The 21023-nt window shown below is 60.8% G+C and carries 17 protein-coding genes and 2 pseudogenes; 12 read left to right on the top strand and 7 right to left on the bottom strand.

The genetic code is table 11. The features are described from left to right. Window position 1: 1 nt before the first annotated feature. The 4 genes from ACMHLQ_RS18885 to ACMHLQ_RS18870 form a co-directional block, all read right to left on the bottom strand. Window positions 2-205: a hypothetical protein gene (locus ACMHLQ_RS18885; protein ID WP_415402231.1), complete on the bottom strand. Its 204-nt coding sequence runs from the start codon at window positions 203-205 to the stop codon at window positions 2-4. 6 nt (window positions 206-211) lie between these two features. Beyond that, window positions 212-985, bottom strand: a complete 774-nt coding sequence (locus ACMHLQ_RS18880; RefSeq protein WP_415402230.1) for an ATP-binding cassette domain-containing protein — start codon at window positions 983-985, stop codon at window positions 212-214. A gap of 10 nt (window positions 986-995) precedes the next feature. Continuing rightward, window positions 996-2069, bottom strand: coding sequence for an ABC transporter permease (locus ACMHLQ_RS18875; protein ID WP_415402229.1), 1074 nt, complete (start codon window positions 2067-2069; stop codon window positions 996-998). Between the two features lie 92 nt (window positions 2070-2161). Then, window positions 2162-3100: a sugar ABC transporter substrate-binding protein gene (locus ACMHLQ_RS18870; protein ID WP_415402228.1), complete on the bottom strand. Its 939-nt coding sequence runs from the start codon at window positions 3098-3100 to the stop codon at window positions 2162-2164. Window positions 3101-3444: 344 nt separating this feature from the next. Between ACMHLQ_RS18870 and ACMHLQ_RS18865 the strand changes: the two genes are divergently transcribed. After that, the gene (locus ACMHLQ_RS18865; RefSeq protein ID WP_415402227.1) at window positions 3445-5070 is read left to right on the top strand and encodes an alkaline phosphatase family protein; all 1626 of its coding nucleotides are present in this window, start codon (window positions 3445-3447) and stop codon (window positions 5068-5070) included. On the opposite strand, the gene ACMHLQ_RS18860 is transcribed toward ACMHLQ_RS18865, so the two are convergent. After that, the gene (locus tag ACMHLQ_RS18860; protein WP_415402226.1) at window positions 5054-6295 is read right to left on the bottom strand and encodes a Tm-1-like ATP-binding domain-containing protein; all 1242 of its coding nucleotides are present in this window, start codon (window positions 6293-6295) and stop codon (window positions 5054-5056) included. The two genes, ACMHLQ_RS18865 and ACMHLQ_RS18860, sit on opposite strands and share 17 nt — an antisense overlap. Then, window positions 6292-7779: an aldehyde dehydrogenase family protein gene (locus ACMHLQ_RS18855; protein ID WP_415402225.1), complete on the bottom strand. Its 1488-nt coding sequence runs from the start codon at window positions 7777-7779 to the stop codon at window positions 6292-6294. The genes ACMHLQ_RS18860 and ACMHLQ_RS18855 overlap by 4 nt, the downstream gene beginning before the upstream one ends. A 232-nt stretch (window positions 7780-8011) precedes the next feature. Here ACMHLQ_RS18855 and ACMHLQ_RS18850 point away from each other — a divergent pair, with 232 nt between their 5' ends. The 7 genes and pseudogenes from ACMHLQ_RS18850 (at window position 8012) to ACMHLQ_RS18820 (ending at window position 15637) form a co-directional block, all read left to right on the top strand. Next, window positions 8012-9043 carry a LacI family DNA-binding transcriptional regulator gene (locus tag ACMHLQ_RS18850; RefSeq protein ID WP_415402224.1) on the top strand — a complete coding sequence of 344 codons (1032 nt, stop codon included), beginning with the start codon at window positions 8012-8014 and terminating at the stop codon, window positions 9041-9043. A gap of 116 nt (window positions 9044-9159) precedes the next feature. Further along, on the top strand, window positions 9160-10476 hold the full coding sequence (locus ACMHLQ_RS18845; RefSeq protein ID WP_415402223.1) for an ABC transporter substrate-binding protein: 1317 nt from the start codon (window positions 9160-9162) through the stop codon (window positions 10474-10476). Window positions 10477-10596: 120 nt separating this feature from the next. Then, window positions 10597-11502: a carbohydrate ABC transporter permease gene (locus ACMHLQ_RS18840; RefSeq protein WP_415402222.1), complete on the top strand. Its 906-nt coding sequence runs from the start codon at window positions 10597-10599 to the stop codon at window positions 11500-11502. 12 nt (window positions 11503-11514) lie between these two features. Continuing rightward, window positions 11515-12345 carry a carbohydrate ABC transporter permease gene (locus tag ACMHLQ_RS18835; protein WP_415402221.1) on the top strand — a complete coding sequence of 277 codons (831 nt, stop codon included), beginning with the start codon at window positions 11515-11517 and terminating at the stop codon, window positions 12343-12345. 11 nt (window positions 12346-12356) lie between these two features. After that, window positions 12357-13361 carry an ABC transporter ATP-binding protein gene (locus ACMHLQ_RS18830; RefSeq protein WP_415402220.1) on the top strand — a complete coding sequence of 335 codons (1005 nt, stop codon included), beginning with the start codon at window positions 12357-12359 and terminating at the stop codon, window positions 13359-13361. Beyond that, window positions 13358-14130 (top strand): annotated as a pseudogene (locus ACMHLQ_RS18825) (L-iditol 2-dehydrogenase). Before ACMHLQ_RS18830 ends, ACMHLQ_RS18825 begins: the two are co-directional and overlap by 4 nt. A 29-nt stretch (window positions 14131-14159) precedes the next feature. Continuing rightward, window positions 14160-15637, top strand: a pseudogene (locus ACMHLQ_RS18820) (mannitol dehydrogenase family protein). A gap of 3 nt (window positions 15638-15640) precedes the next feature. Here the strand turns inward: ACMHLQ_RS18820 and ACMHLQ_RS18815 are convergent. Further along, window positions 15641-16687 carry a LacI family transcriptional regulator gene (locus ACMHLQ_RS18815; RefSeq protein ID WP_415402219.1) on the bottom strand — a complete coding sequence of 349 codons (1047 nt, stop codon included), beginning with the start codon at window positions 16685-16687 and terminating at the stop codon, window positions 15641-15643. Between the two features lie 188 nt (window positions 16688-16875). On the opposite strand from ACMHLQ_RS18815, the gene ACMHLQ_RS18810 reads away from it, so the two are divergent. From ACMHLQ_RS18810 to ACMHLQ_RS18795, 4 genes are read left to right on the top strand one after another with little or no spacing between them, the layout of a single operon-like run. Further along, complete coding sequence (locus tag ACMHLQ_RS18810; protein ID WP_415402218.1) at window positions 16876-18105, top strand: ABC transporter substrate-binding protein; 1230 nt, start codon at window positions 16876-16878, stop codon at window positions 18103-18105. Window positions 18106-18158: 53 nt separating this feature from the next. Further along, entirely contained in the window at window positions 18159-19061 is a 903-nt protein-coding gene (locus tag ACMHLQ_RS18805) for a carbohydrate ABC transporter permease (RefSeq protein WP_415402217.1), read from the top strand. Then, complete coding sequence (locus ACMHLQ_RS18800; protein ID WP_415402216.1) at window positions 19054-19944, top strand: carbohydrate ABC transporter permease; 891 nt, start codon at window positions 19054-19056, stop codon at window positions 19942-19944. Before ACMHLQ_RS18805 ends, ACMHLQ_RS18800 begins: the two co-directional genes overlap by 8 nt. Before the next feature lie 3 nt (window positions 19945-19947). Beyond that, window positions 19948-21021, top strand: a complete 1074-nt coding sequence (locus ACMHLQ_RS18795) for an ABC transporter ATP-binding protein (RefSeq protein ID WP_415402215.1) — start codon at window positions 19948-19950, stop codon at window positions 21019-21021. The last annotated feature ends 2 nt before the right edge of the window (window positions 21022-21023 follow it).

Genomic DNA, 21023 nt, shown 5'->3' with positions numbered 1-21023 from the left:
CCTAGTGCCCGCCATCATATTTGGACCAGTCGATCTGGCCGAAACGCCACTGGGCCAACCCCGCCACGCCAAGGAACACGACAGCCCACAGCACGGCGCCCGTCCACAACTCGAACAGGCCCCAAAGCACGCAAATGGCGACGGTCAGATGCCGCCGCCATGGGATTGCGAAAAACGCGTGGTCAAAGTTGATCAGCGGACGCATGAGACCTCACGCCGCGTCTTCATAACCCTCTTGGGTCTTGGCCCCTGTGATATAGGCCACAACGTCTTGCCCATCTGTGTCCTCTTTCCTCAGGTTTGCGCAAATGCGCCCCCGGCGGAAAACCACGATCCGGTCCACCAGGTCAAACACCTGCCGCATGTTGTGACTGACGAGGATCAGGCTTTCGCCTTGCTCTTTCAAGGTGCGGATGATGTTTTCGACCTGTGCGGTTTCCTGAACGCCCAGCGCCGCCGTCGGTTCGTCCATGATGGTCAGTTTGCTGGCAAAGGTCGCCGTGCGCGCAATGGCGACGCATTGGCGCTGACCGCCCGACATGTTGGCGATGGTGTTGCGGATGTTGGGGATCTTCACCCCGGTCTTGACCAGCCCCGCCATCGTGTCCTCGCGCATCGCCTTGTAGTTCAGGCGGCGAAACGGCCCGAGGAAGTTCCACACTGTCTTTTCGCGCCCCAGGAACAGGTTGTCAGGCACGTTCAGATCATCGGCCAAGGCGAGTGTCTGGAACACGGTTTCAATGCCCGCCTCGCGCGCCTCGAGCGGCCCGCCAAAGCTGACCTCGTCCCCGTCAAAGACGACTGTGCCGCGCGTGCGTTGTTCCACCCCGGTGATCTGGCGCACAAAGGTGGATTTGCCCGCCCCGTTGTCGCCCATGATCGCCACGTGCTCACCTTTTTCGAGGACGAAGTTCGCCTCTTCCAAGGCGTGCACGCCGCCGTAGTGTTTGGTCAGACCCTTGGTTTCGAGAATGATATCCGTCATGTCCGTCCCCTTATGCCCGCGCCGCGGCACGTTTTTGTTGCCACTGGTCCAACGCAACCGCGCCAACGATGATCATCCCCAGCACCATCTCCTGATAGAACGCGCCTAAGCGCAGGAAGGTGAAACCCGAGGTGATGACCCCGATGATCAGAGCCCCAATGACCGTGCCAATGATTGACCCGCGCCCGCCGAACAGCGACACGCCCCCGATCACCGCCATGGCGATGGCGTCGAGTTCGTAAGACAGGCCCATGCCCGATTGCGCGGTGAGGTTCTTGGAGGTCAGGATCACCGCGGACAGGCCCGCGAGCATGCCCGCGATGGCATAGACTAGCACCAGGTGGCGCGGCACGTTGATGCCCGACATCCGGGCCGCCGCCTCGTTCGAACCGATAGCATAGGTGTGTTTGCCATAGACGGTGAAGTTCATGATGAAATGGAACACGACCGCCAATGACAGGAAGATGATGACCGGCATCATGCCAGCCCCGATCTTGGCATAGGCTTCGGTCGGGAAGGACACCGGGTTGCCCGAGGACCACCACTGCGCCACGCCGCGCGCAAACAGCATCATGCCCAGCGTCGCGATGAAGGGCGGGATGCGGGAATAGGCGACGAGTATGCCGTTCACCACGCCTGCGAGTATCCCGCATCCCAACCCGACCATCACCGGCACGATCACCGGTAGATCGAGGAAAGCAGGGCCAAAGATTGCCTTGGGGTTCGGACCGCCGTTGACTTCGCTAACTTGCGCGAAACTCATCGCGATCATGGCCGTCGCACCAAGGACGGACCCAGAGGACAGGTCGATGCCCGCCGTGATGATCACCTGCGTCACGCCAAGGGCGATGATGCCCACGATGGCCACCTGGATGATGATGATGCGCAGGCGCTGTTCGTTGAAGATACTGTCGAAGCGGTCGCGCGAGTCAAACAGCAGGCTTTGCCCGACAAAGATCGCACCGAGAATTTCGAAGATGACGATGATCAGGATGAGCGCGCCAAAAACGTTCAGCTCGTTCGGCCATTGTCGTTTGGACTTGTCAAAAGTCAGGCCGCCTGTCCCGTGGCTCGTGTCTGACATCTGCCAGATCCCCCTTTGGGTTTTTCTTGGGTGTAAAGGGATGTGGGGCCACCGCGTGTGGCCGCCCCACGATATCGTGTGACGTCAGCCGCTTATTGCAGGAAGTCGCCGATGTTTTCGGGCGTCACCAGCTTGAAGGGGATGAAGACGGTCTTGTCGACTTCTTCGCCCGCGATCAGCGCCAGTGCCGTGTCGATGGAGCCCGCACCCTGACCCGCGAGGTCCTGGAACACGGTCACGTCCATCTCGCCCGCCTGCATGGCGACCAGAGCGTCGGATGTGGCGTCAACGCCGCCGACAACAACGTCGTCCATCGAGATGCCCGCGGCCTTCATCGCCTGGATCGCACCAATCGCCATTTCGTCGTTGTTGCCGAACACGGCATCGAATGGCTCACCGGAGGAAATCCAGTTGGTCATGAGGTCTTGGGCTTCGTCGCGCGACCAGTTGGCTGTCTGCTCGTCGATCAGCTCGATAAAGTTGCACATGTCCATGCCGATCACGTCATGGAAGTCCTTGGAACGCTGCACAGCCGCCTGGTTCGACAGCTGCCCCATCAGCATATAGGCCTTGGCACCGCCGGATTTGCCCTGGGCGCGCAGGTCCTGACACATGCGGAAGGCGGCCAGCGTGCCGGATTCGATCTCGTTGGATGCAACGAAGGCCTGCCCATCAGGCAGCGTATCCATGTTGATCGGCTGACGGTTCACATAGACCAGCGGTACGCCTGCGGATGCGGCCGCGTTGCTCATCGCTTCGGTTGCGTTGGTGTCGACCGCATTGACGATGATCGCATCAACGCCGGATGCGATGAAGTTGTTGATCTGGTCAAGCTGCTTGGCCACATCATCTGTCGCGTCTTCGATCTGAAGGCTGACGCCGTCCAGTGTTTCCTCATGCGCGGTCATGCCATTGCGCATCACGGTCAAGCCGTTGTCGTCAAAACGTGCAACCGACACGCCGATTTGCTGCGCCATGGCGGTGCCGCCCATCAGAGTTGCGAGCAGGCCCGCTACAAGTATCTTTTTCATGGTTTCCTCCCTAAATGCGTGCCCGGACCACGCCCTTTTTCTACCGGGCCACCCGCCAAATCCTGAGAGAACACCACAGAGACTCGGCCAGCATCGGGGGCGATGATATGCGAGTCGCGGTTTTTTGCAACCGGTTGCATTCAAAATTTCACACGGGCTTTTTCGTGGCTTTTCCCACGCAGTGTCGCGCCGCCACGGCCAAACCAGCGCAGCGTTGGCCCGCTTGCACCGCATGGTGGGTTCCAAATCAATCAGCGCTGGACGGTTCGGGCGCGCGCCTGCTTACATGTTCAAAACGCAACTCAGCGCTGTGCAGACGGCGCCCCAAGCCATGGATTGCAAGGATGACAAAACCCCTTAACGTGTTGTGGATCATGGCCGACCAACTGCGCTGGGACTACCTGTCATGCTACGGCCATCCCCACCTGCACACACCAAATCTGGACCGTCTGGCGGCCCGCGGGGTGCGGTTTGACAACGCTTATGTGCAGTCGCCGTTTTGCGGCCCCAGCCGGATGAGCGCCTATACGGGACGGTATTGCCACAGCCACGGTGCGACCTGGAACGGTTTTCCCTTGCGGGTGGGCGAGCCGACATTGGGCGACCATCTGCGCGAGATCGGTGTGTTGCCCGCCCTTGTCGGCAAGACGCATATGGTGCCTGACACCGCCGGCATGGACTGGCTGGGCATCCAACCCGACAGCGAGATCGGGGTACGCATCGCCGAATGCGGGTTCGACCCGTTTGAACGCGACGACGGGCTGCACCCCGACAGCGGCTATGGCGGGCCGAACCGCTACAACGACTACCTGCGCGAACAGGGCATTAACGCCGAAAACCCTTGGAACAGCCGCGCCAATGCCGCGCTGGATGAAAACGGCGACCGCCGCTCTGGCTGGTTGCTGAAGTACTCCTGCATGCCTGCCGACATTCCCGAAGAGCATTCGGAAACGCCTTACATGACAAGGCGCGCCATGGACTTCATCGACCAAGCGGGGGACGCCCCATGGCTCTGCCATCTCAGCCTGATCAAGCCGCATTGGCCCTATATCGTGCCCGAACCCTACGCCTCCATGTACGGGCCGGAACACGTGATCGACCCGGTCCGATCCGAAGCAGAAAAAGACAGCGATCACCCCGTCTACAACGCCTACATCAACAGCCGCATCTGTCGCACTTTTGCGCGCGACGAGGTGCGCGAGGCAGTGATCCCCGCCTACATGGGCTTGATCAAGCAGATCGATGACCAGATGGGCGTGCTCTTCGACTTCCTCGAAGATCGCGGGCTGATGGAGAGCACCATGATCGCCTTCACCTCGGACCACGGCGACTATCTGGGCGATCACTGGATGGGTGAGAAAGATCTGTTTCACGACCCTTCGGTCAAGGTGCCACTGATCCTCTACGATCCGCGCCCCGAAGCGGATGCCACACGCGGCACCGCCAGTGACGCGCTGGTCGAGGCGATTGATCTGGCGCCCACCTTCCTCAACTACTTCGGTGGCGCGCCCAAGCCACATATCCTGGAGGGACGCACCCTTGATCCGCTGCTGCACGGAACGGGCGAGGCATGGCGCGAGTATGCGATTTCCGAGTTCGACTATTCCACCCGTGAAGCCCGCCAGATCATCGGCAATGACCAGGCCGATGCGCGTCTGATCATGATCCGGGACGCACGTTGGAAATATGTCCATGCCGAGGGGTTTCGGCCGATGTTGTTCGATCTGGAAAACGACCCGAAGGAATTGGTGGATCTGGGCGGTGCAGAGGGTGAAGATCTTGACGCCGTACGTATACGTATGCACGAGGCCATTTTTGACTGGACTCGTCGCCATCACAGCCGCATCACCCTGACCCCTGGGCAGATCGAGAACATGACCGGAAAGGAACCTCCCGGCATTCTGATCGGCGTCTGGGACGAGGCGGATTACGAGGCGATCTACGGCGAACCCTTTACGATGAAACCCTGACGGTTCCGTCTGCTATCCACCCATCGAGCACGGCCAGCGCGGCATCGGCAAAGCCCTGATCGTTGATGTGACAGGCCAGCATGGTGAGGTCATGGCGCGGCACGATTTCGCGGGCCATCTCGTCACACATCGCGGCAAGTCCTTCGGGGTCGTGGGTGGCACCGCCCTCCCGATCCCATTCCTCGACCCCCTGCATCGGCATCAACACGTGCACCGGCCCCTTGGCCGTATCAAGGCGCGCCGCGATGTCGCGCACCAACGCGCGCCGTTCCGTCGGGCTGAGGCCCGAGGATTTGATCAGACGGTTATGCGCATGAAAGGGGCGGTCGCCATAGGCTTCGGGGACATCCTGCCAGCCGGCAAAGTCGATCAGGTCGGCGCAGCCCGGTGCCACGATCTGTGGAACGCCCATGTCCCCTGCCCCGGTCAGCCTGTCGGGGCCGGAATTGACCACCGACCCCACCATCAGGTTCGCGACTTCGGGCAGGGCGAAATCCATCACGGCGGTAAAGTATCCCTGCCGCGCCAGCGCCTCGAACGCCATGCCGCCCATGCCGGTGGCATGAAACACGGCGACGTCAAAGCCGCGCGCATGCAGCGGATCGCGCAGGCGTTTCATATAGGACAGGCAGGACGAGCCAAGGCTTGTCATGCCGATGACGGGCCGTGTCGCACGCGGCGGTTCGACTGCGCGTGCAGCCCCCAGCACGGCCCCCGCCGCCTGGCTGAGCGATGACTTGCAGACCGCATTCAGGCCATAGAGCCCACCGGCCCACAGGATCATCTGAATGTCGGGCGACAAGCGGTCCGTCGGGATGATCGGAGAGAAGGACACCGTCGACACCACGTATTTCGGCACGCCCATCGGCAGGGCCTGTGCGCAATCCAGCGCCAGATCCGTGCCCATGGTGCCGCCCAGCGCGATCATTCCGTCGATCTGCCCCGTTGCGTGCAGTTGCGTACACAGCAGCGCCGCCCCCCGCGCCATGATCTGCATGGCGGTGTTTTCGTCCTCGCTGTCGATGGCTGCCTGAATGCTGGAGCCGCCAGCCTCAGCCACTTGGTGCTTGGAGATGTCAGTTGGCCTCGAGGGTTCGCCCAGCACGCTCACATCCATGCTCAGCACCGCGCCGCCCTGCCCCCGGATGCAGTTGGCGACATAGTGCAGCTCTTCGTCCTTGGTGTCGTAGGTGCCGATCACGAGGATGGTCTTGGACTGGCTCATAGCTGGATCCACGCGGTTTTGAGGTTGCGGAACTTGTCGAGCGCATGGGGGGATTTATCATGCCCGTTGCCCGACTGGCCATGCCCGCCCAGGGGCACTGACACATCCGCGCCACCATAGGTGTTTACATGGACAACCCCGGCGCGCAGACGCGCGACCATGCGATGCGCGCGGCTGATGTCTCGGGTAAAGACGCCCGCCGCAAGCCCGTAAGAGGTGCCGTTGGCGATCGCCACCGCCTCACCCTCGCTGTCAAACGGTTGCACGGACAGCACCGGGCCGAAGACTTCATTTTGCACCAGCGCGCTGGTTTGCGGGGCATTGTCGAACAGTGTCGGGCCGATGTAGTAGCCGCCCGTTTCGGCGGCCATGCGCGCGCCGCCCATACGCAGGTCGGCCCCATCGCCTTTGGCCTGTTCACACGCAGCAAGGATGCTGGTCATCTGTGCCTCGGACGCGATGGCACCTGCATTTGTGCGCAAGTCCAGCGGGTCACCTACGCGCATCTTGGAGGCATGAGCCATGACCCGTTCCACGAATTCCGCGTGGATCGCGCGTTCGACCAACAGGCGCGAGGCGGCGATACAGACCTGTCCGCTATCCCGGTAGATGCCACCGGCAATGACGGCCGCCACCTTGTCCAGATTGCCCGCGTCGGCAAAGACCACGGCGGGCGACTTGCCCCCAAGTTCAAGGTAGACACGCTTGAGGTTGGACTGTGCCGCGTACTCCAGCAGTTTGCGGCCCACAGCGCCCGACCCCGTAAAGGCCAGCACATCCACATCCATATGGCGGCCCAGCGCCGCGCCCGCCTCTGCGCCCGTCCCGGTCACGACATTAAGCACACCGTCGGGCAGTCCAGCCTCATGGCAAATCTCGACGAGGCGCAAAAGGGCGAGCGAGGCCACCTCGGCCGGTTTCAGCACGACCGTGTTTCCTACCGCCAGCGCCGCGGCGATCTTCCACGCGCCGATCATCATGGGGAAATTCCACGGCACGATTGCGCCCACCACGCCGACCGGTTCGTGGTGCACCAAACCCAGCGTTCCCGGGGCGGATGGTGCCACCTGCCCATACTCTTTGCCGCACAACTCGCCGTAGTAACGGAATGTGGCTGCTGCACTGCCCGGTTCTGCCTTGATCGCCATCGAGATTTCGGTGCCGTTGTCGCGCACGCCGAGAACGGCCAGCGTGTCTGCCTCGGCTTCGATGGCTTCGGCGATGCGTTGCAGGATGCGGCCCCGCGCAACTGGTGCAAGGCCGGACCAGCGCCCATCCTCAAATGCCGCACGTGCGGCGCGCACGGCGCGATCGATATCCTCTGCATCGCCTGCCGCGATATGCGTCAACACGGTGCCGTCAATGGGCGACACAACGTCCAGCGTTGCGCCAGAGGCGGAGGCCACAGCCTTGCCGTCTATGATGTGGGAGCCGGGTAAAACCGGGGCCATACGCAACTGATCGATACGGGTCTGGTCAATCATGGGCATCCCTCGGTAAATCTATAGTCGGTTCATTATGTGAACCATTGGTGCATTATTCTGAGCGTAGCGCCACCGATCTGTCAACGCTGGCTCCCAGTACACGCGATCTGCACCGGAATCGCAAAGTTTGCGCGCGCAAACTTTTTTGCTTAACGTGCCCGAAACAGCGATGCCCCGCGCAGCGTATCTGCGGCCCCGGGTCACGCGTTGGTCAACAACTCGGAGCGGCGCAGTGGGCGAACGCAAGATCAGGAATATGGAGGAATTTGCGACCGTCAGCGGCATTTCGCGCCCGACCGTGTCCAAATACTTCAACGATCCAAAGAGCGTGCGGCAGTCCACACGCGACAGAATCGAAGCCGCGATTGAGCAGTACGGCTATCGCCCCAATATCTACGCCATCAACCAGAACCGACGGCTGACCAAGAATATCGGCGTCGTGGTGCCCTACCTTGCTGACCCGTTCTTTGCCGAGATTGCGCGCAACATCGAAAACCTGATCAACGCAGCCGGGTTTCGGCCCATCCTGCTCAGCTCTCAGGGCGATCCGCAGCTGGAAATCGACAACCTGGACAGCCTGCGCTCCATCAAACCGGCGGGCGCCTTGCTCGCGCCCTTGGGGCGCGCCTCGGATCACAATGCGATCGAGGCGTTTTGCGAGGATGTGCCTTCGGTCCTGTTCGACAGCAACATCTCCGCAGCCGGCGAAGCCTTTGTCGGGTCCAATAACGACCAAAGCATCGCGTTGATCGTAGATTACCTGTGCCGCACAGGCGAGCCGCCCGCGTTTTTCGAGATGAAAGCGCCCACCAACCCCAACGCGTTCAAGCGGCGCCATGCGTATCTGAATGTGATGGACCGGTTGGGCCATACCCCCCACCTCGTACAAGTCGACGGCACCGGCTGGGATTTTGAAGAGATCGGGTTTCGAGGCGCCAGCCAGATGATGGATGCGAAGACACTGCAGACCAACACCGTACTGTGTTCGAACGACCGCCTGGCCATCGGTGTGTTGTCAGCGGCCTTCGAACGTGGTGTGCAGGTGGGCACGGGGGCAAATTGCGCCATGCGGATTGCCGGACACGACGACCACCCGTTTTCACGCTTCACCTGCCCTACGCTTACGACTGTTTCGCAGGACTATACATCCATCGCCAAGCGCAGCGCCGAGACGCTTTTCGACCTGATCGAATCGGAAGCACGTGCAGAAATACGCGACACCACACTGTTTGACGGCAAATTGATCATGCGTGGCTCCGCGTAATAGCCTGATTTCATTTAAACTATTTACAAATCTTTACGCGCGTAAAAAATAATTTGACGCAAGTGCAGATTGCCGCCTAACGTAGAGGCACAACATCCAACTTAGGGAGGAATCGGATGTACCTGAAAAACGCACTTCGTGCGGCAACCGCGCTTACGCTGGTAACAGCAGGCGCTGCACTGGCCGACGGCCACGCAACCACACTCACCATCGCCACCGTGAACAACGGTGACATGATCCGCATGCAGGGTCTGACAGATGATTTCACTGAAAAGACAGGTCACACTGTCGAGTGGGTCACTCTGGAAGAAAACGTGCTGCGCCAGCGTGTGACAACGGACATCACCACCAAGGGTGGCGCGTTCGACATCATGACAATCGGCATGTACGAGACACCCATCTGGGGTGCCAACGGCTGGCTGGTTCCGCTGAACGACCTGTCCGAAGGCTATGACGCTGACGACATCCTGCCTGCCATGGCCGGTGGTCTGTCGCATGACGGCACTCTCTATGCGGCACCGTTCTACGGCGAATCTTCGATGATCATGTATCGCACGGACCTGATGGAAGCGGCCGGTCTGGAAATGCCCACCGCGCCAACATGGACGTTCATCAAGGAAGCCGCGGCGGCCATGACCGACCGTGAAAACGAAATCAACGGTATCTGCCTGCGCGGCAAGGCCGGTTGGGGTGAAGGTGGTGCATTCATCACCGCGATGTCCAACTCGTTCGGTGCACGTTGGTTCGACATGGACTGGAACGCACAGTTCGACACGCAGCCTTGGGCCGACACCCTGAACTTCTACGTCGACCTGATGACGGAATCGGGCCCTCCCGGATACGCGACAAACGGTTTCAACGAAAACCTGTCGCTGTTCCAGCAAGGCAAGTGCGGCATGTGGATCGACGCCACGGTGGCGGCGTCCTTCGTGACCAACCCCAACGACTCGACCGTTGCTGACAGCGTCGGCTTTGCTCTGGCGCCCGACAACGGCCTGGGCAAGCGCTCCAACTGGCTGTGGGCATGGGCACTTGGCATTCCTGCCGGTACTCAGAAAGAAGCAGCGGCAAAAGAGTTCATCGAGTGGGCCACATCGACCGACTACATCGAACTGGTTGCTGCGAACGAAGGTTGGGCAAACGTCCCTCCGGGCGCGCGCACATCGCTCTATGAGAACCCCAACTACCAAGAGGTTCCATTCGCTCAGATGACACTGGACTCGATCCTGTCGGCTGATCCCAACAACTCCACTGTCGAACCAAGCCCCTACGTGGGTGTCCAGTTCGCGGCGATCCCGGAGTTCGCAGGTATCGCGACAGAAGTGAGCCAGGAGTTCTCGGCAGTCTATGCAGGCCAACAAACCGTCGAGGAAGCACTGGCAAAAGCCCAGGCCCTGACGAACGAAGCTATGGAAGCCGCTGGCTACCGCTAAGCGCTTCGCTCTTGAGAGGGGCGGTCGACCCGGTCGCCCCTCCACCCCTAGACGACCTATCCACTCACGACGTAATTTTCCAAAGATGGCGCTCGTCCATCAACAGGAGAGGTGTATCCAATGGCCACCAAAGCTTCACGCTCCGCCGCCCGCATTATGATGGCACCCGCAGTCATTCTGCTGCTTGGCTGGATGCTGATCCCTCTGACCCTCACGCTGACCTTCTCGTTTAAAAAATTCCTCCCCCTGCGCGGTGACTCGATTGAAAGCGGTTGGGACTGGTTCACCTTCTTCCCCAGCCTCGACTGGGTCGGGTTCGACAACTTCACCCGCTTTGTCAGCTCCAGTGCATTCTGGCCCGCGGTCCTTACCACCCTCATCATCGTGGGCAGCGTTCTGGTCGTCACCGTGGTTCTGGGCATCTTGCTCGCCATGCTGCTGGACCAGCCGATGTGGGGCCAAGGCATTGTCCGTATCCTCGTCATCGCCCCCTTCTTCGTCATGCCGACGGTGTCGGCCCTGGTGTGGAAGAACATGTTCATGGACCCCGTGAACGGCCTGTTCGCCCATCTGTGGAAGTTCTTCGGAGCGGAACCGATATCGTGGCTGTCCTCGGCCTCGATGCCCTCGATCATCATGATCGTCAGCTGGCAGTGGCTGCCCTTTGCGACGCTCATCCTGCTCACGGCCGTGCAATCGCTGGACAGCGAGCAGCTCGAAGCCGCTGAAATGGACGGCGCCCCGCTGATCAAGCGCTTCTGGTTCATCATCATGCCGCATCTCAGCCGGGCCATCACCATCGTGGTGCTGATCCAGACGATCTTCTTGCTGGCCGTGTTCGCCGAAATCTTCGTGACCACCGGCGGCGCCTTCGGCACCCGGACACTGTCCTACCTGATCTTCCAGCGCGTGCTGGAAAGCCAGAACGTGGGCCTTGGGTCTGCCGGCGGTGTCTATGCCATCATCCTTGCCAACATCGTTGCCATCTTCCTGATGCGCATCGTCGGCAAAAACCTCGACGCATAAGGGAGAGACGATATGGCACGCGCTATCACCCCTCAACGCAAAGCGATCAACACCGCTTTTGCATGGGCCATCGGTCTGCTGATCTTCTTTCCGATCCTGTGGACCATCCTGACCAGCTTCAAGACCGAAGCCCAGGCCATCGCCAGCCCACCTATCTTTCTGGGCTTTGACTGGACCTTGGAAAACTACGCCGTCGTGCAGGAGCGCTCGAACTACATGCGCTTCCTGTGGAACTCGGTGATCATCGCGGGCGGCTCGACGCTGCTGGGGATCATCATCGCGGTGCCTGCGGCGTGGTCCATGGCCTTTGTGCCCTCCAAGCGGACCAAAGACATCCTTCTGTGGATGTTGTCGACCAAGATGTTGCCGGCGGTGGGCGTTCTGTACCCCATCTACCTGATCTTCGTGGAGCTCGGCATTCTGGACACCCGCCTGGGCCTGACCATCGTGCTGATGCTGATCAACCTGCCGATCATCGTCTGGATGCTCTACACCTACTTCAAGGAAATTCCCGGCGAGATCCTCGAGGCCGCTCGGATGGACGGCGCCACACTGAAAGAGGAAATCCTCTATGTGCTGACGCCCATGGCCATCCCCGGCATCGCCTCGACCATTCTGCTGAATGTGATCCTCGCCTGGAACGAGGCGTTCTGGACCCTCAACCTGACAGCAGCCAACGCGGCACCATTGACGGCCTTCATTGCCAGCTATTCCAGCCCCGAAGGCCTGTTCTACGCCAAGCTCAGCGCGGCCTCGACAATGGCCATCGCACCCATCCTGATCCTTGGCTGGTTCAGCCAGAAACAACTTGTACGCGGCCTGACGTTCGGCGCGGTGAAATAAGGAATACGACCATGGGACAGATTACACTTTCACAGGTCACCAAAAGCTTCGGTGACGTCCAGGTGATCCCACCGCTTGACCTCACCATCCAAGACGGAGAGTTCACGGTTTTTGTCGGCCCATCCGGCTGCGGCAAGTCGACCCTCCTGCGGCTGATCGCCGGGCTCGAGGACATCTCGTCGGGTCAGATCGACATCGATGGCAACGACGCCTCCGCCCTGCCCCCCGCCAAGCGCGGTCTGGCGATGGTGTTCCAATCCTACGCGCTCTATCCGCACATGACGGTGCGCAAGAACATCGCGTTCCCGATGCGGATGGCCAAGATTGCCCCCGAGGAACAGAACCGCCGGATCGAGGCTGCGGCCAAGGCGCTGAACCTCACCGACTACCTCGATCGCCGTCCCGGCCAATTGTCGGGCGGTCAACGCCAGCGGGTCGCCATCGGACGCGCCATTGTGCGCGAGCCTGCGGCCTTCCTGTTCGACGAGCCGCTCTCGAACCTGGATGCCGCCCTGCGGGTCGGTATGCGCCTCGAGATCAGCGAGTTGCACAAACGTCTGGCCACGACGATGATCTACGTCACACACGACCAGGTCGAAGCCATGACAATGGCCGACAAGATCGTTGTGCTGCGCGCCGGATACATTGAACAGGTCGGCAGCCCGCTCGAGCTCTACAAGCGCCCGCGCAACGTGTTTGTCGCCGGTTTCATCGGCTCGCCCAAGATGAACCTTATCGAAGGGCCCGAAGCGGCCAAGCACAACGCCCATACCATCGGCGTGCGCCCTGAGCATATCGACATCTCTACCACAGAAGGCACGTGGAGCGGTGTGGTCGGCGTGTCCGAGCATCTCGGCTCTGACACGTTCCTGCACATCCATGACACGGGCCTTGGCGACATGATCACTGTCCGTGCAGATGGAGAAGTCAGCCTGAAGCATGGCGACAAGGTGTTCCTCACACCGCGCAGCGATGTCATGCACCGCTTCGACGACAAGGGACTGCGAATTGAATGAAACGCCTTGAGGGCAAAACAGCGTTAATCACCGGTGCCGCGCGCGGCATCGGTTTGGCGTTTGCCCGGGCTTACGTGCGTGAAGGCGCACGCGTGGCGATTGCGGACATCGACATCGACCGTGCCCGCAAGGCCGCCGTCGATATCGGACCGGCCGCCGTCGCCATTGAACTGGATGTCACGGACCAGGCTAGTATCGACACAGCTGTTGCAGCGACCGTGGATGCGCTTGGCCAGATCGACATCCTGATCAACAACGCCGCGATCTTTTCGGCAGCGCCGATTGTCGAGATCGAGCGCGCAGATTTTGCGCGCGTGTTCGATATCAACGTGGCAGGCCCCCTGTTCACGCTTCAGGCCGTTGCACGGCACATGATCGCGCGCGGCATCAAGGGCCGGATCATCAACATGGCAAGCCAGGCGGGACGACGCGGAGAGCCATTGGTGGCTGTCTATTGCGCCTCCAAGGCCGCGATTATCAGCTTGACCCAATCGGCGGGCCTGAACCTGATCCAGCATGGGATCAACGTGAACGCCATCGCGCCCGGCGTGGTGGACGGAGAACACTGGGACGGTGTCGATGCTTTCTTTGCCAAATACGAAGGCAAGGCACCTGGCCAGAAGAAAAAGAAGTTGGCGCTGCGGTGCCGTATGGGCGTATGGGCATGGCTGAGGATCTGACCGGCATGGCCGTGTTCCTGGCAAGCGACGACGCCGCGTACATCGTAGCCCAGTGTTACAACGTGGATGGCGGACAGTGGATGAGTTGATGGCAGATGGTGTTGAACGGGTGGCAACAATGGAATTGAGCAATCAGACGCTTTCGCAGATGCCTGCAAATGTTGCGCGCCCGCAATATGACCGCGGCGCGCTCACCCCTGGCATTGTCCACATAGGTGTGGGCAACTTTCACCGTGCCCATCAGGCGTGGTATCTGCACCGCTTGATGCAGGCCGGTCAGGCCCAGGATTGGGCCATCATCGGCGCCGGCGTGCGCCCCAATGATGCGATGATGCGCGACAAGCTGTTGGCGCAGGACTGCCTGACCACCCTGATCGAGCTTGACCCCGCGGGGACAGCCACGGAAATCGTCGGCTCCATGATCGACTTTTTGCCGGTCGAGCCGGACAACGGTGCCTTGATCGCGGCCATGTCGCGCCCCGAGATCCGCATCGTGGCGCTGACGGTGACCGAGGGGGGTACTACATCCACCCGACCACGGGCGGCCTCGACACCGACCATCCCGACATTCAGCATGATGCGCAAACGCCGGATGCGCCGATCACCGCCTTTGGGGCGATGGTCGCAGCACTCAAGGCGCGGCGCGCGGCTGGCATTGGGCCTTTCACCGGGCAAAGCTGCGACAACCTGCAAGGCAACGGGGCCATCCTGCGCCAGACCGTCGTGTCACTGGCCCGCCTGTCCGACCCGGACTTGGCGGACTGGATCGACAACCACGGCGCCTTCCCCAACTCAATGGTCGATTGCATCGTGCCTGCCACTGGCCCAAACGAAATTGCACTGGCCGTGCAGCAAGGCGTCAATGACGCAGCGCCCGTGACCCATGAAAACTATCGCCAATGGGTGATCGAAGACGCGTTCTGCGCGGGTCGCCCCAACTGGGACGTGGCCGGCGCGACGTTTACGGACAATGTGCATGCTTTTGAAGCCATGAAAATCCGCATGCTGAACGCGGGTCACCAGGTGTTGGCCAATGCGGGCGAATTGCTGGGCGCCGCCACAATCGCTGACTGTATGGCACACCCGACCATCGCAGGCTTCTTCCGCAAGGTGGAGACCGAGGAAATCGCGCCCTATGTCGATGCTGTGCCGGGTATCACACCCGCCGCCTATATCGATCTGATCGAACGGCGTTTTGCCAACCCCACCATCCGCGATACCACACGGCGCGTCGCCTTTGACGGATCGTCGCGCCACACCGGATTTGTCTTGCCCATCCTGCAAGAGGCGCTGGCCGCCGGTGGCAGTATTCAGGGCCTTAGCCTGGTCGAGGCGCTGTGGGCGCGCATGTGTGCGGGAACGCGTGAGGATGGATCGGACATCGCCGCCAACGACCCCCACTGGGGTACCCTCAACACGGCTGCACTCGCCGCGCGCACCACGCCCCAGGCCTGGCTGGATCAGAACCAGTATTACAGCCACCTGTCGGACAATGCGGCATTTACCGCCAGCTTCACGGCCTGGCTTGGGATGATCTGGGTGGACGGCACCGAAGCGGCGCTTACAGGCTACATTAAGGGCAACTACCCCCGTTGAGCGCTAGAGCGTCGCGTCGGGATTCGGCACATCCAGTTGCTGCATGGGCGGCTCATCCGGGCTGCTGATCCGGTGCATGAGCGCGCGGGCCAGAAACGTACCGGCCAGATCAATATCTTCATTGACGACCATGATGCCCGACCGGAAACGACGCAGGAACGTGATCGCCTCCTTGGCGACCATGTCAAAGTCCTGGCCAAGGGTCAGTCCCAACTCCTCGACTGCCGAGATCATCGTCACACAGCCGCCGATGCTGGTGGCAATCAATCCATCGGGCGGCTCAGGACGGCGATAGATCGGGACAATTGCCTCTTCGATCACGGGGTTGTCGCAATGGGCATCCGCCCCCGCAATCGTGGTGAATGACACACCAAGTTCAGCCGCCGCCGCCTTTGCGCCCGCGATCATGCTTTGGGCATAGGTCTGGCTGATCGGCGGGGCCAGCATCGCGATCCGCTTGCGCCCCCGCCTCGCCAAGGCCCGCACGGCCAATGTGCCAAAGGCCGTATTGTCATAGTCGAAATAGGCGTGCTGGTCGCACATGTTGGTCCGCCCATGCGTCACAAAGGGAAACTTGTGTTCCATCAGGTAGCGCACGCGGGGGTCTTCGGGTTCGATCTGGTTGATGATCAGACCATCCGCCGATCCCGTCTCGACAATGTAGCGGATCGGCACCATCGGATCCTCGTCCGGGAAATAGGGCGTGATGATCATGTGATAGGGCGTGCCCCGCAGCGCTGACGTCACGGACGAGATAAGGCGCGCCGTGTGGTTCATCATGTCATGCTCGGTCGACATCACGAGCGAGATGACATTCGTGCGCCCCGTACGCAGGCGCACCCCCGCCCGGTTGGGGCGATACCCGATCTGATTAGCGATTTCGCGGATACGTTCCTTGGTGCCCTTGCGAATGTCCGGCGCATCCGCAAGGGCGCGCGACACAGTCGGCACCGCCAGCCCGGACAGGCGCGCAATTGTCTTGAGCGTCGGGCGCTCACCGGGTTTGAGTATCATCGGTTTTGGCGAATCCGGTGTCTCAGATTTGGTCATGCTGGCCTCTTTCACGCTCAATGCTGCGGTGCGCGCAGGATTCGGGCCGGATCAGAACACCAACGGAATCAGGATGTTGCATCGTCCCCCCTAATTAATTCGAGACGTGATCAAATTCCACCTTGATCGGTAAATCTAAATCGTTGTAGCAATTTCTATAACGATTTAGAAGTCAGGGAGGACTCAAAATGAAGCTCACAACCAAACTCATGGCCACAGCCGCGTTCCTAAGCGCGACCGCAGTCAGCGCGACCGAACTGGAGGTCACGCACTGGTGGACATCCGGTGGCGAAGCCGCTGCCGTCTCCGAATTTGCCAAGGCATTCGATGCCACGGGCAACACCTGGGTCGATGGCGCCATCGCCGGATCCGGCGGTACGGCGCGCCCCATCATCATCTCGCGCATCCTGGGCGGTGACCCCATGGGCGCAACACAGCTCAACCACGGACGTCAGGCCGAAGAACTGGTCGAGGCAGGCCTGATGCTTGACCTCACCGACATCGCGACCGAAGGCGACTGGGCCAATGTCGTGAACCCCACATCGCTGCTGGATGCTTGCACGCTGGACGGCAAGATTTACTGCGTGCCCGTCAACATCCACTCGTGGCAGTGGATCTGGCTGTCGAACAAGGCATTTGCAGACGCAGGCGTCGACACCCCCACCAACTGGGATGAATTCGTGGCCGCCGCCCCCGCGCTCGAAGCGGCAGGCAAGGTGCCGCTCGCCATGGGTCAGCAGCCCTGGCAATCCAATGGTGCCTTCGGTGTGATCGCCATCGCAATCGGCGGGCAAGACCTGTGGAACAAGATCAACGTCGACAAGGATGCCGAAGCCGCCGCAGGCCCGGAAATGGCCAAAGTGTTCGAAGCCGCCGTGGTCGCCCGCGAAATGGCGTCGAAGTCACGGGTTCAGGACTGGAACCAGGCCACAAACATGGTCATCACCGGCGAAGCAGGTGGCCAGATCATGGGTGACTGGGCCCAGGGCGAGTTCCAGATCGCCGGCCAGACTGCCGGCAACGAATATGAGTGCCTGCCCGGCCTCGGTGTGAACGAAGTGATTTCGACCGGTGGCGACGCGTTTTACTTCCCCAAGAATGACGACCCTGACATCACGGCCGCACAAAAAGAGTTGGCCAAGCTGATGATCAGCCAGGAAGTGCAAGTCGCCTTCAACCTCAAGAAGGGCTCTCTGCCTGTGCGCGGTGACATCGACCTCAGCTCGGCCAATGACTGCATGCAGAAGGGCCTCAAAATCCTCGCCGACGGCAATGTCATGGTCAGCGGTGACGAAGTGCTGTCCGCTGACACCCAAGGCCAGATCGAAGACCTGATGGTCGAATTCTGGAACGACCCCTCCTACTCAGCCGCAGATGCGCAAGCGGCCTATGCCGCGATCATCGCTGAGGCTGACTAAGCCGACAGCCAGCCCCGGACCTTCCGGGGCTGGCATCTTTGGGAGGCAGATCCATGAACACTCGATCCGCGGGCAAGCGCCCCGTGCGCCTGCTGCGCAATCTCAACGCCAAAATCGCATCCATCCCGATGGTCGTCACGGCACTTGTTGTCTTTATCGGCTGCACCGTCTGGACAGTCGTATACTCGTTTACCGATTCCAAGCTGCTGCCCCGGCTCAACTTCGTCGGTTTTGATCAATACGATCGGCTCTGGGGCACGCGCCGCTGGCTGGTCTCGATCGAGAACCTCGCGTGGTACGGTATTTGCTCCATGATCCTCACGCTGGTGATCGGCTTTACCCTCGCCGCCCTGCTCGACCGCAAGGTGCGGTTTGAAAACACCTTTCGCACGATCCTGCTTTACCCGTTTGCCCTGTCCTTCATCGTGACGGGCCTTGTGTGGCAGTGGATCCTGAACCCCGACTTCGGCGTTCAGCAAGTGGTGCGCGATTGGGGCTGGACCAGCTTTACCTTCGATCCGCTCTACAATCCGCAAATCGTCATCTTCGGCATCCTGATCGCTGGCATCTGGCAAGGCTCTGGCCTGATCATGGTCATCATGCTGGCCGGTCTGCGAGGCATTGACGAGGACATCTGGAAGGCGTCCCGCGTCGACGGCATCCCCACATGGAAAACCTATGTCGTGGTCATTATCCCGATGATGCGCCCCGTCTTCATCACCGCACTGGTCCTGATCGCCTCTGGCATCGTCAAGGTCTATGACCTCGTCGTCGCCCAGACCTCTGGCGGCCCTGGCATCGCGTCCGAAGTGCCCGCAAAATACGTCTATGACAAGATGTTCGCCTCCCAAAACCTCGCCCAGGGCTTTGCCGCTTCGACCATGATGCTGATCAGCGTGATCATCATCCTGATCCCGTGGGCCTACCTCGAATTCGGAGGCAAGAAACGTGGCTGATACTGTCATCCAACGCGGCCCCAAACCCCGCAACCGTTTTTCCCGCGGCAACATCATGCTCTATGGCACGCTGATCGTCGTGGCGCTCTACTACGCCCTGCCCCTTTACGTGATGGTGGTCACCTCGCTCAAGGGGATGCCGGAAATCCGGCTCGGCAACGTGTTCTCGCCCCCGGTCGAAATCACCTTCCAGCCGTGGGTCAAGGCCTGGTCCGAAGCCTGCACTGGCATCAACTGCGACGGGCTGAGCCGTGGTTTCTGGAACTCGGTGCAGATCCTGATCCCGTCCGTGTTCCTGTCGATCATCATCGCCTCGATCAACGGCTATGCGCTCGCCAACTGGCGGTTCAAGGGGGCGGATGTGTTCTTTACCATCCTGATCCTGGGCGCCTTCATCCCCTATCAGGTCATGCTCTACCCAATCGTGATCATCCTGCGGGAAATGGGGCTTTATGGCTCGCTCTGGGGTCTTGTCCTCGTGCACACCGTCTTCGGCATGCCCATCCTCACGCTGCTCTTTCGCAACTACTTCACCGCGATCCCCGAAGAGCTGTTCAAGGCCGCCCGCGTCGATGGCGCAGGCTTCTGGGGCATCTATTTCCGCATCATGCTGCCGATGTCCCTGCCTATCTTCGTGGTGGCGATGATCCTTCAAGTTACTGGAATCTGGAACGATTTCCTGTTCGGCGTGATCTACACCCGTCCTGAAATCTACCCGATGACAGTGCAACTCAACAACATCGTGAACTCGGTCCAGGGGGTCAAGGAATACAACGTCAACATGGCCGCGACCCTGCTCACCGGCCTTGTGCCCCTCGTCATCTATTTCGTTTCCGGCAAACTCTTTGTCCGCGGCATCGCCGCCGGGGCAGTAAAAGGCTGATCCATGACTTCCGTACTTGTCAAAGACCTCACACTCAAATTCGGCGCGCTCACCGTGCTCGACAACCTCAACATCGACATCCCCGAGGGCGAGTTCCTCGTGCTGCTGGGCGCGTCCGGCTGTGGAAAGTCCACATTGCTCAACTGCATCGCGGGTCTTTTGGATGTGACGGATGGTGAAATCCACATCAACGACCAGAACGTGACATGGGCGGAACCGTCCGAACGCGGTATCGGAATGGTGTTCCAGTCCTACGCGCTCTACCCGCAGATGACGGTGGCGGGAAACCTGTCCTTCGGGCTCAAGAACGCGCGCATGGCCAAGGACGAGATCGCCAAGCGGGTCGCCCGCGCCGCCGAGGTTCTTCAGATCGAGCCACTGCTCAACCGCAAACCCGCCGCCCTCTCCGGCGGGCAGCGCCAGCGCGTCGCCATCGGGCGCGCGCTGGTGCGCGATGTGGACGTGTTCCTGTTCGACGAACCGCTGTCGAACCTCGACGCCAAGCTGCGCGCCGATCTGCGGGTCGAGATCAAGCGCCTGCACCACAACCTCAAGAACACGATGATCTACGTGACCCACGATCAGGTCGAGGCGATGACGCTCGCCGACCGCATCGCGATCATGAAGGGCGGGATCATCCAGCAACTCGACACGCCCACCGAAATCTACAACCGTCCCCGCAACAAATACGTGGCCGGTTTCATCGGCAGCCCGGAAATCAACTTTTTCGAAGGGATGATCGACGGGCAGACCTTTGCCGCAGGCGACACCGAGTTCCCGCTTGCCGGATACGACTTTCAATCCGACACCTCTAGCGGCCCGGCATGGTTGGGCATCCGACCCGAACACATCCTGTCGGGCGAGGCGGCACAGGGCCTGCCCTTTACTCAAACGGTCGAGATCGAGATCGTCGAGCCCATGGGCTCGGACACGCTGGCGTGGACCTCACTCGCCGGGCAACCTGTGCGCATCCGTATGGATGGGCAGGCCGCTGTTCAATCGGGCAGCCGCATCCTGATCGGGTTTGACCCCGCGCGCGCCTCTCTTTTCGACAAAGCCACCGAACTCAGGCTCTGACC

This window comes from Tateyamaria algicola, assembly GCF_047715485.1.
Taxonomy (GTDB): domain Bacteria; phylum Pseudomonadota; class Alphaproteobacteria; order Rhodobacterales; family Rhodobacteraceae; genus Tateyamaria.
This window is presented reverse-complemented; position numbering and strand designations above follow the sequence as displayed.

Excerpts from the sequence above, each read along its gene's own strand:
- ACMHLQ_RS18885 (WP_415402231.1), bottom strand. The coding sequence starts at position 205 with ATGCGTCCGCTGATCAACTTTGACCACGCGTTTTTCGCAATCCCATGG.
- ACMHLQ_RS18880 (WP_415402230.1), bottom strand. The coding sequence starts at position 985 with ATGACGGATATCATTCTCGAAACCAAGGGTCTGACCAAACACTACGGC.
- ACMHLQ_RS18875 (WP_415402229.1), bottom strand. The coding sequence starts at position 2,069 with ATGTCAGACACGAGCCACGGGACAGGCGGCCTGACTTTTGACAAGTCC.
- ACMHLQ_RS18870 (WP_415402228.1), bottom strand. The coding sequence starts at position 3,100 with ATGAAAAAGATACTTGTAGCGGGCCTGCTCGCAACTCTGATGGGCGGC.
- ACMHLQ_RS18865 (WP_415402227.1), top strand. The coding sequence starts at position 3,445 with ATGACAAAACCCCTTAACGTGTTGTGGATCATGGCCGACCAACTGCGC.
- ACMHLQ_RS18860 (WP_415402226.1), bottom strand. The coding sequence starts at position 6,295 with ATGAGCCAGTCCAAGACCATCCTCGTGATCGGCACCTACGACACCAAG.
- ACMHLQ_RS18855 (WP_415402225.1), bottom strand. The coding sequence starts at position 7,779 with ATGATTGACCAGACCCGTATCGATCAGTTGCGTATGGCCCCGGTTTTA.
- ACMHLQ_RS18845 (WP_415402223.1), top strand. The coding sequence starts at position 9,160 with ATGTACCTGAAAAACGCACTTCGTGCGGCAACCGCGCTTACGCTGGTA.
- ACMHLQ_RS18840 (WP_415402222.1), top strand. The coding sequence starts at position 10,597 with ATGGCCACCAAAGCTTCACGCTCCGCCGCCCGCATTATGATGGCACCC.
- ACMHLQ_RS18835 (WP_415402221.1), top strand. The coding sequence starts at position 11,515 with ATGGCACGCGCTATCACCCCTCAACGCAAAGCGATCAACACCGCTTTT.
- ACMHLQ_RS18830 (WP_415402220.1), top strand. The coding sequence starts at position 12,357 with ATGGGACAGATTACACTTTCACAGGTCACCAAAAGCTTCGGTGACGTC.
- ACMHLQ_RS18815 (WP_415402219.1), bottom strand. The coding sequence starts at position 16,687 with ATGACCAAATCTGAGACACCGGATTCGCCAAAACCGATGATACTCAAA.
- ACMHLQ_RS18810 (WP_415402218.1), top strand. The coding sequence starts at position 16,876 with ATGAAGCTCACAACCAAACTCATGGCCACAGCCGCGTTCCTAAGCGCG.
- ACMHLQ_RS18805 (WP_415402217.1), top strand. The coding sequence starts at position 18,159 with ATGAACACTCGATCCGCGGGCAAGCGCCCCGTGCGCCTGCTGCGCAAT.
- ACMHLQ_RS18795 (WP_415402215.1), top strand. The coding sequence starts at position 19,948 with ATGACTTCCGTACTTGTCAAAGACCTCACACTCAAATTCGGCGCGCTC.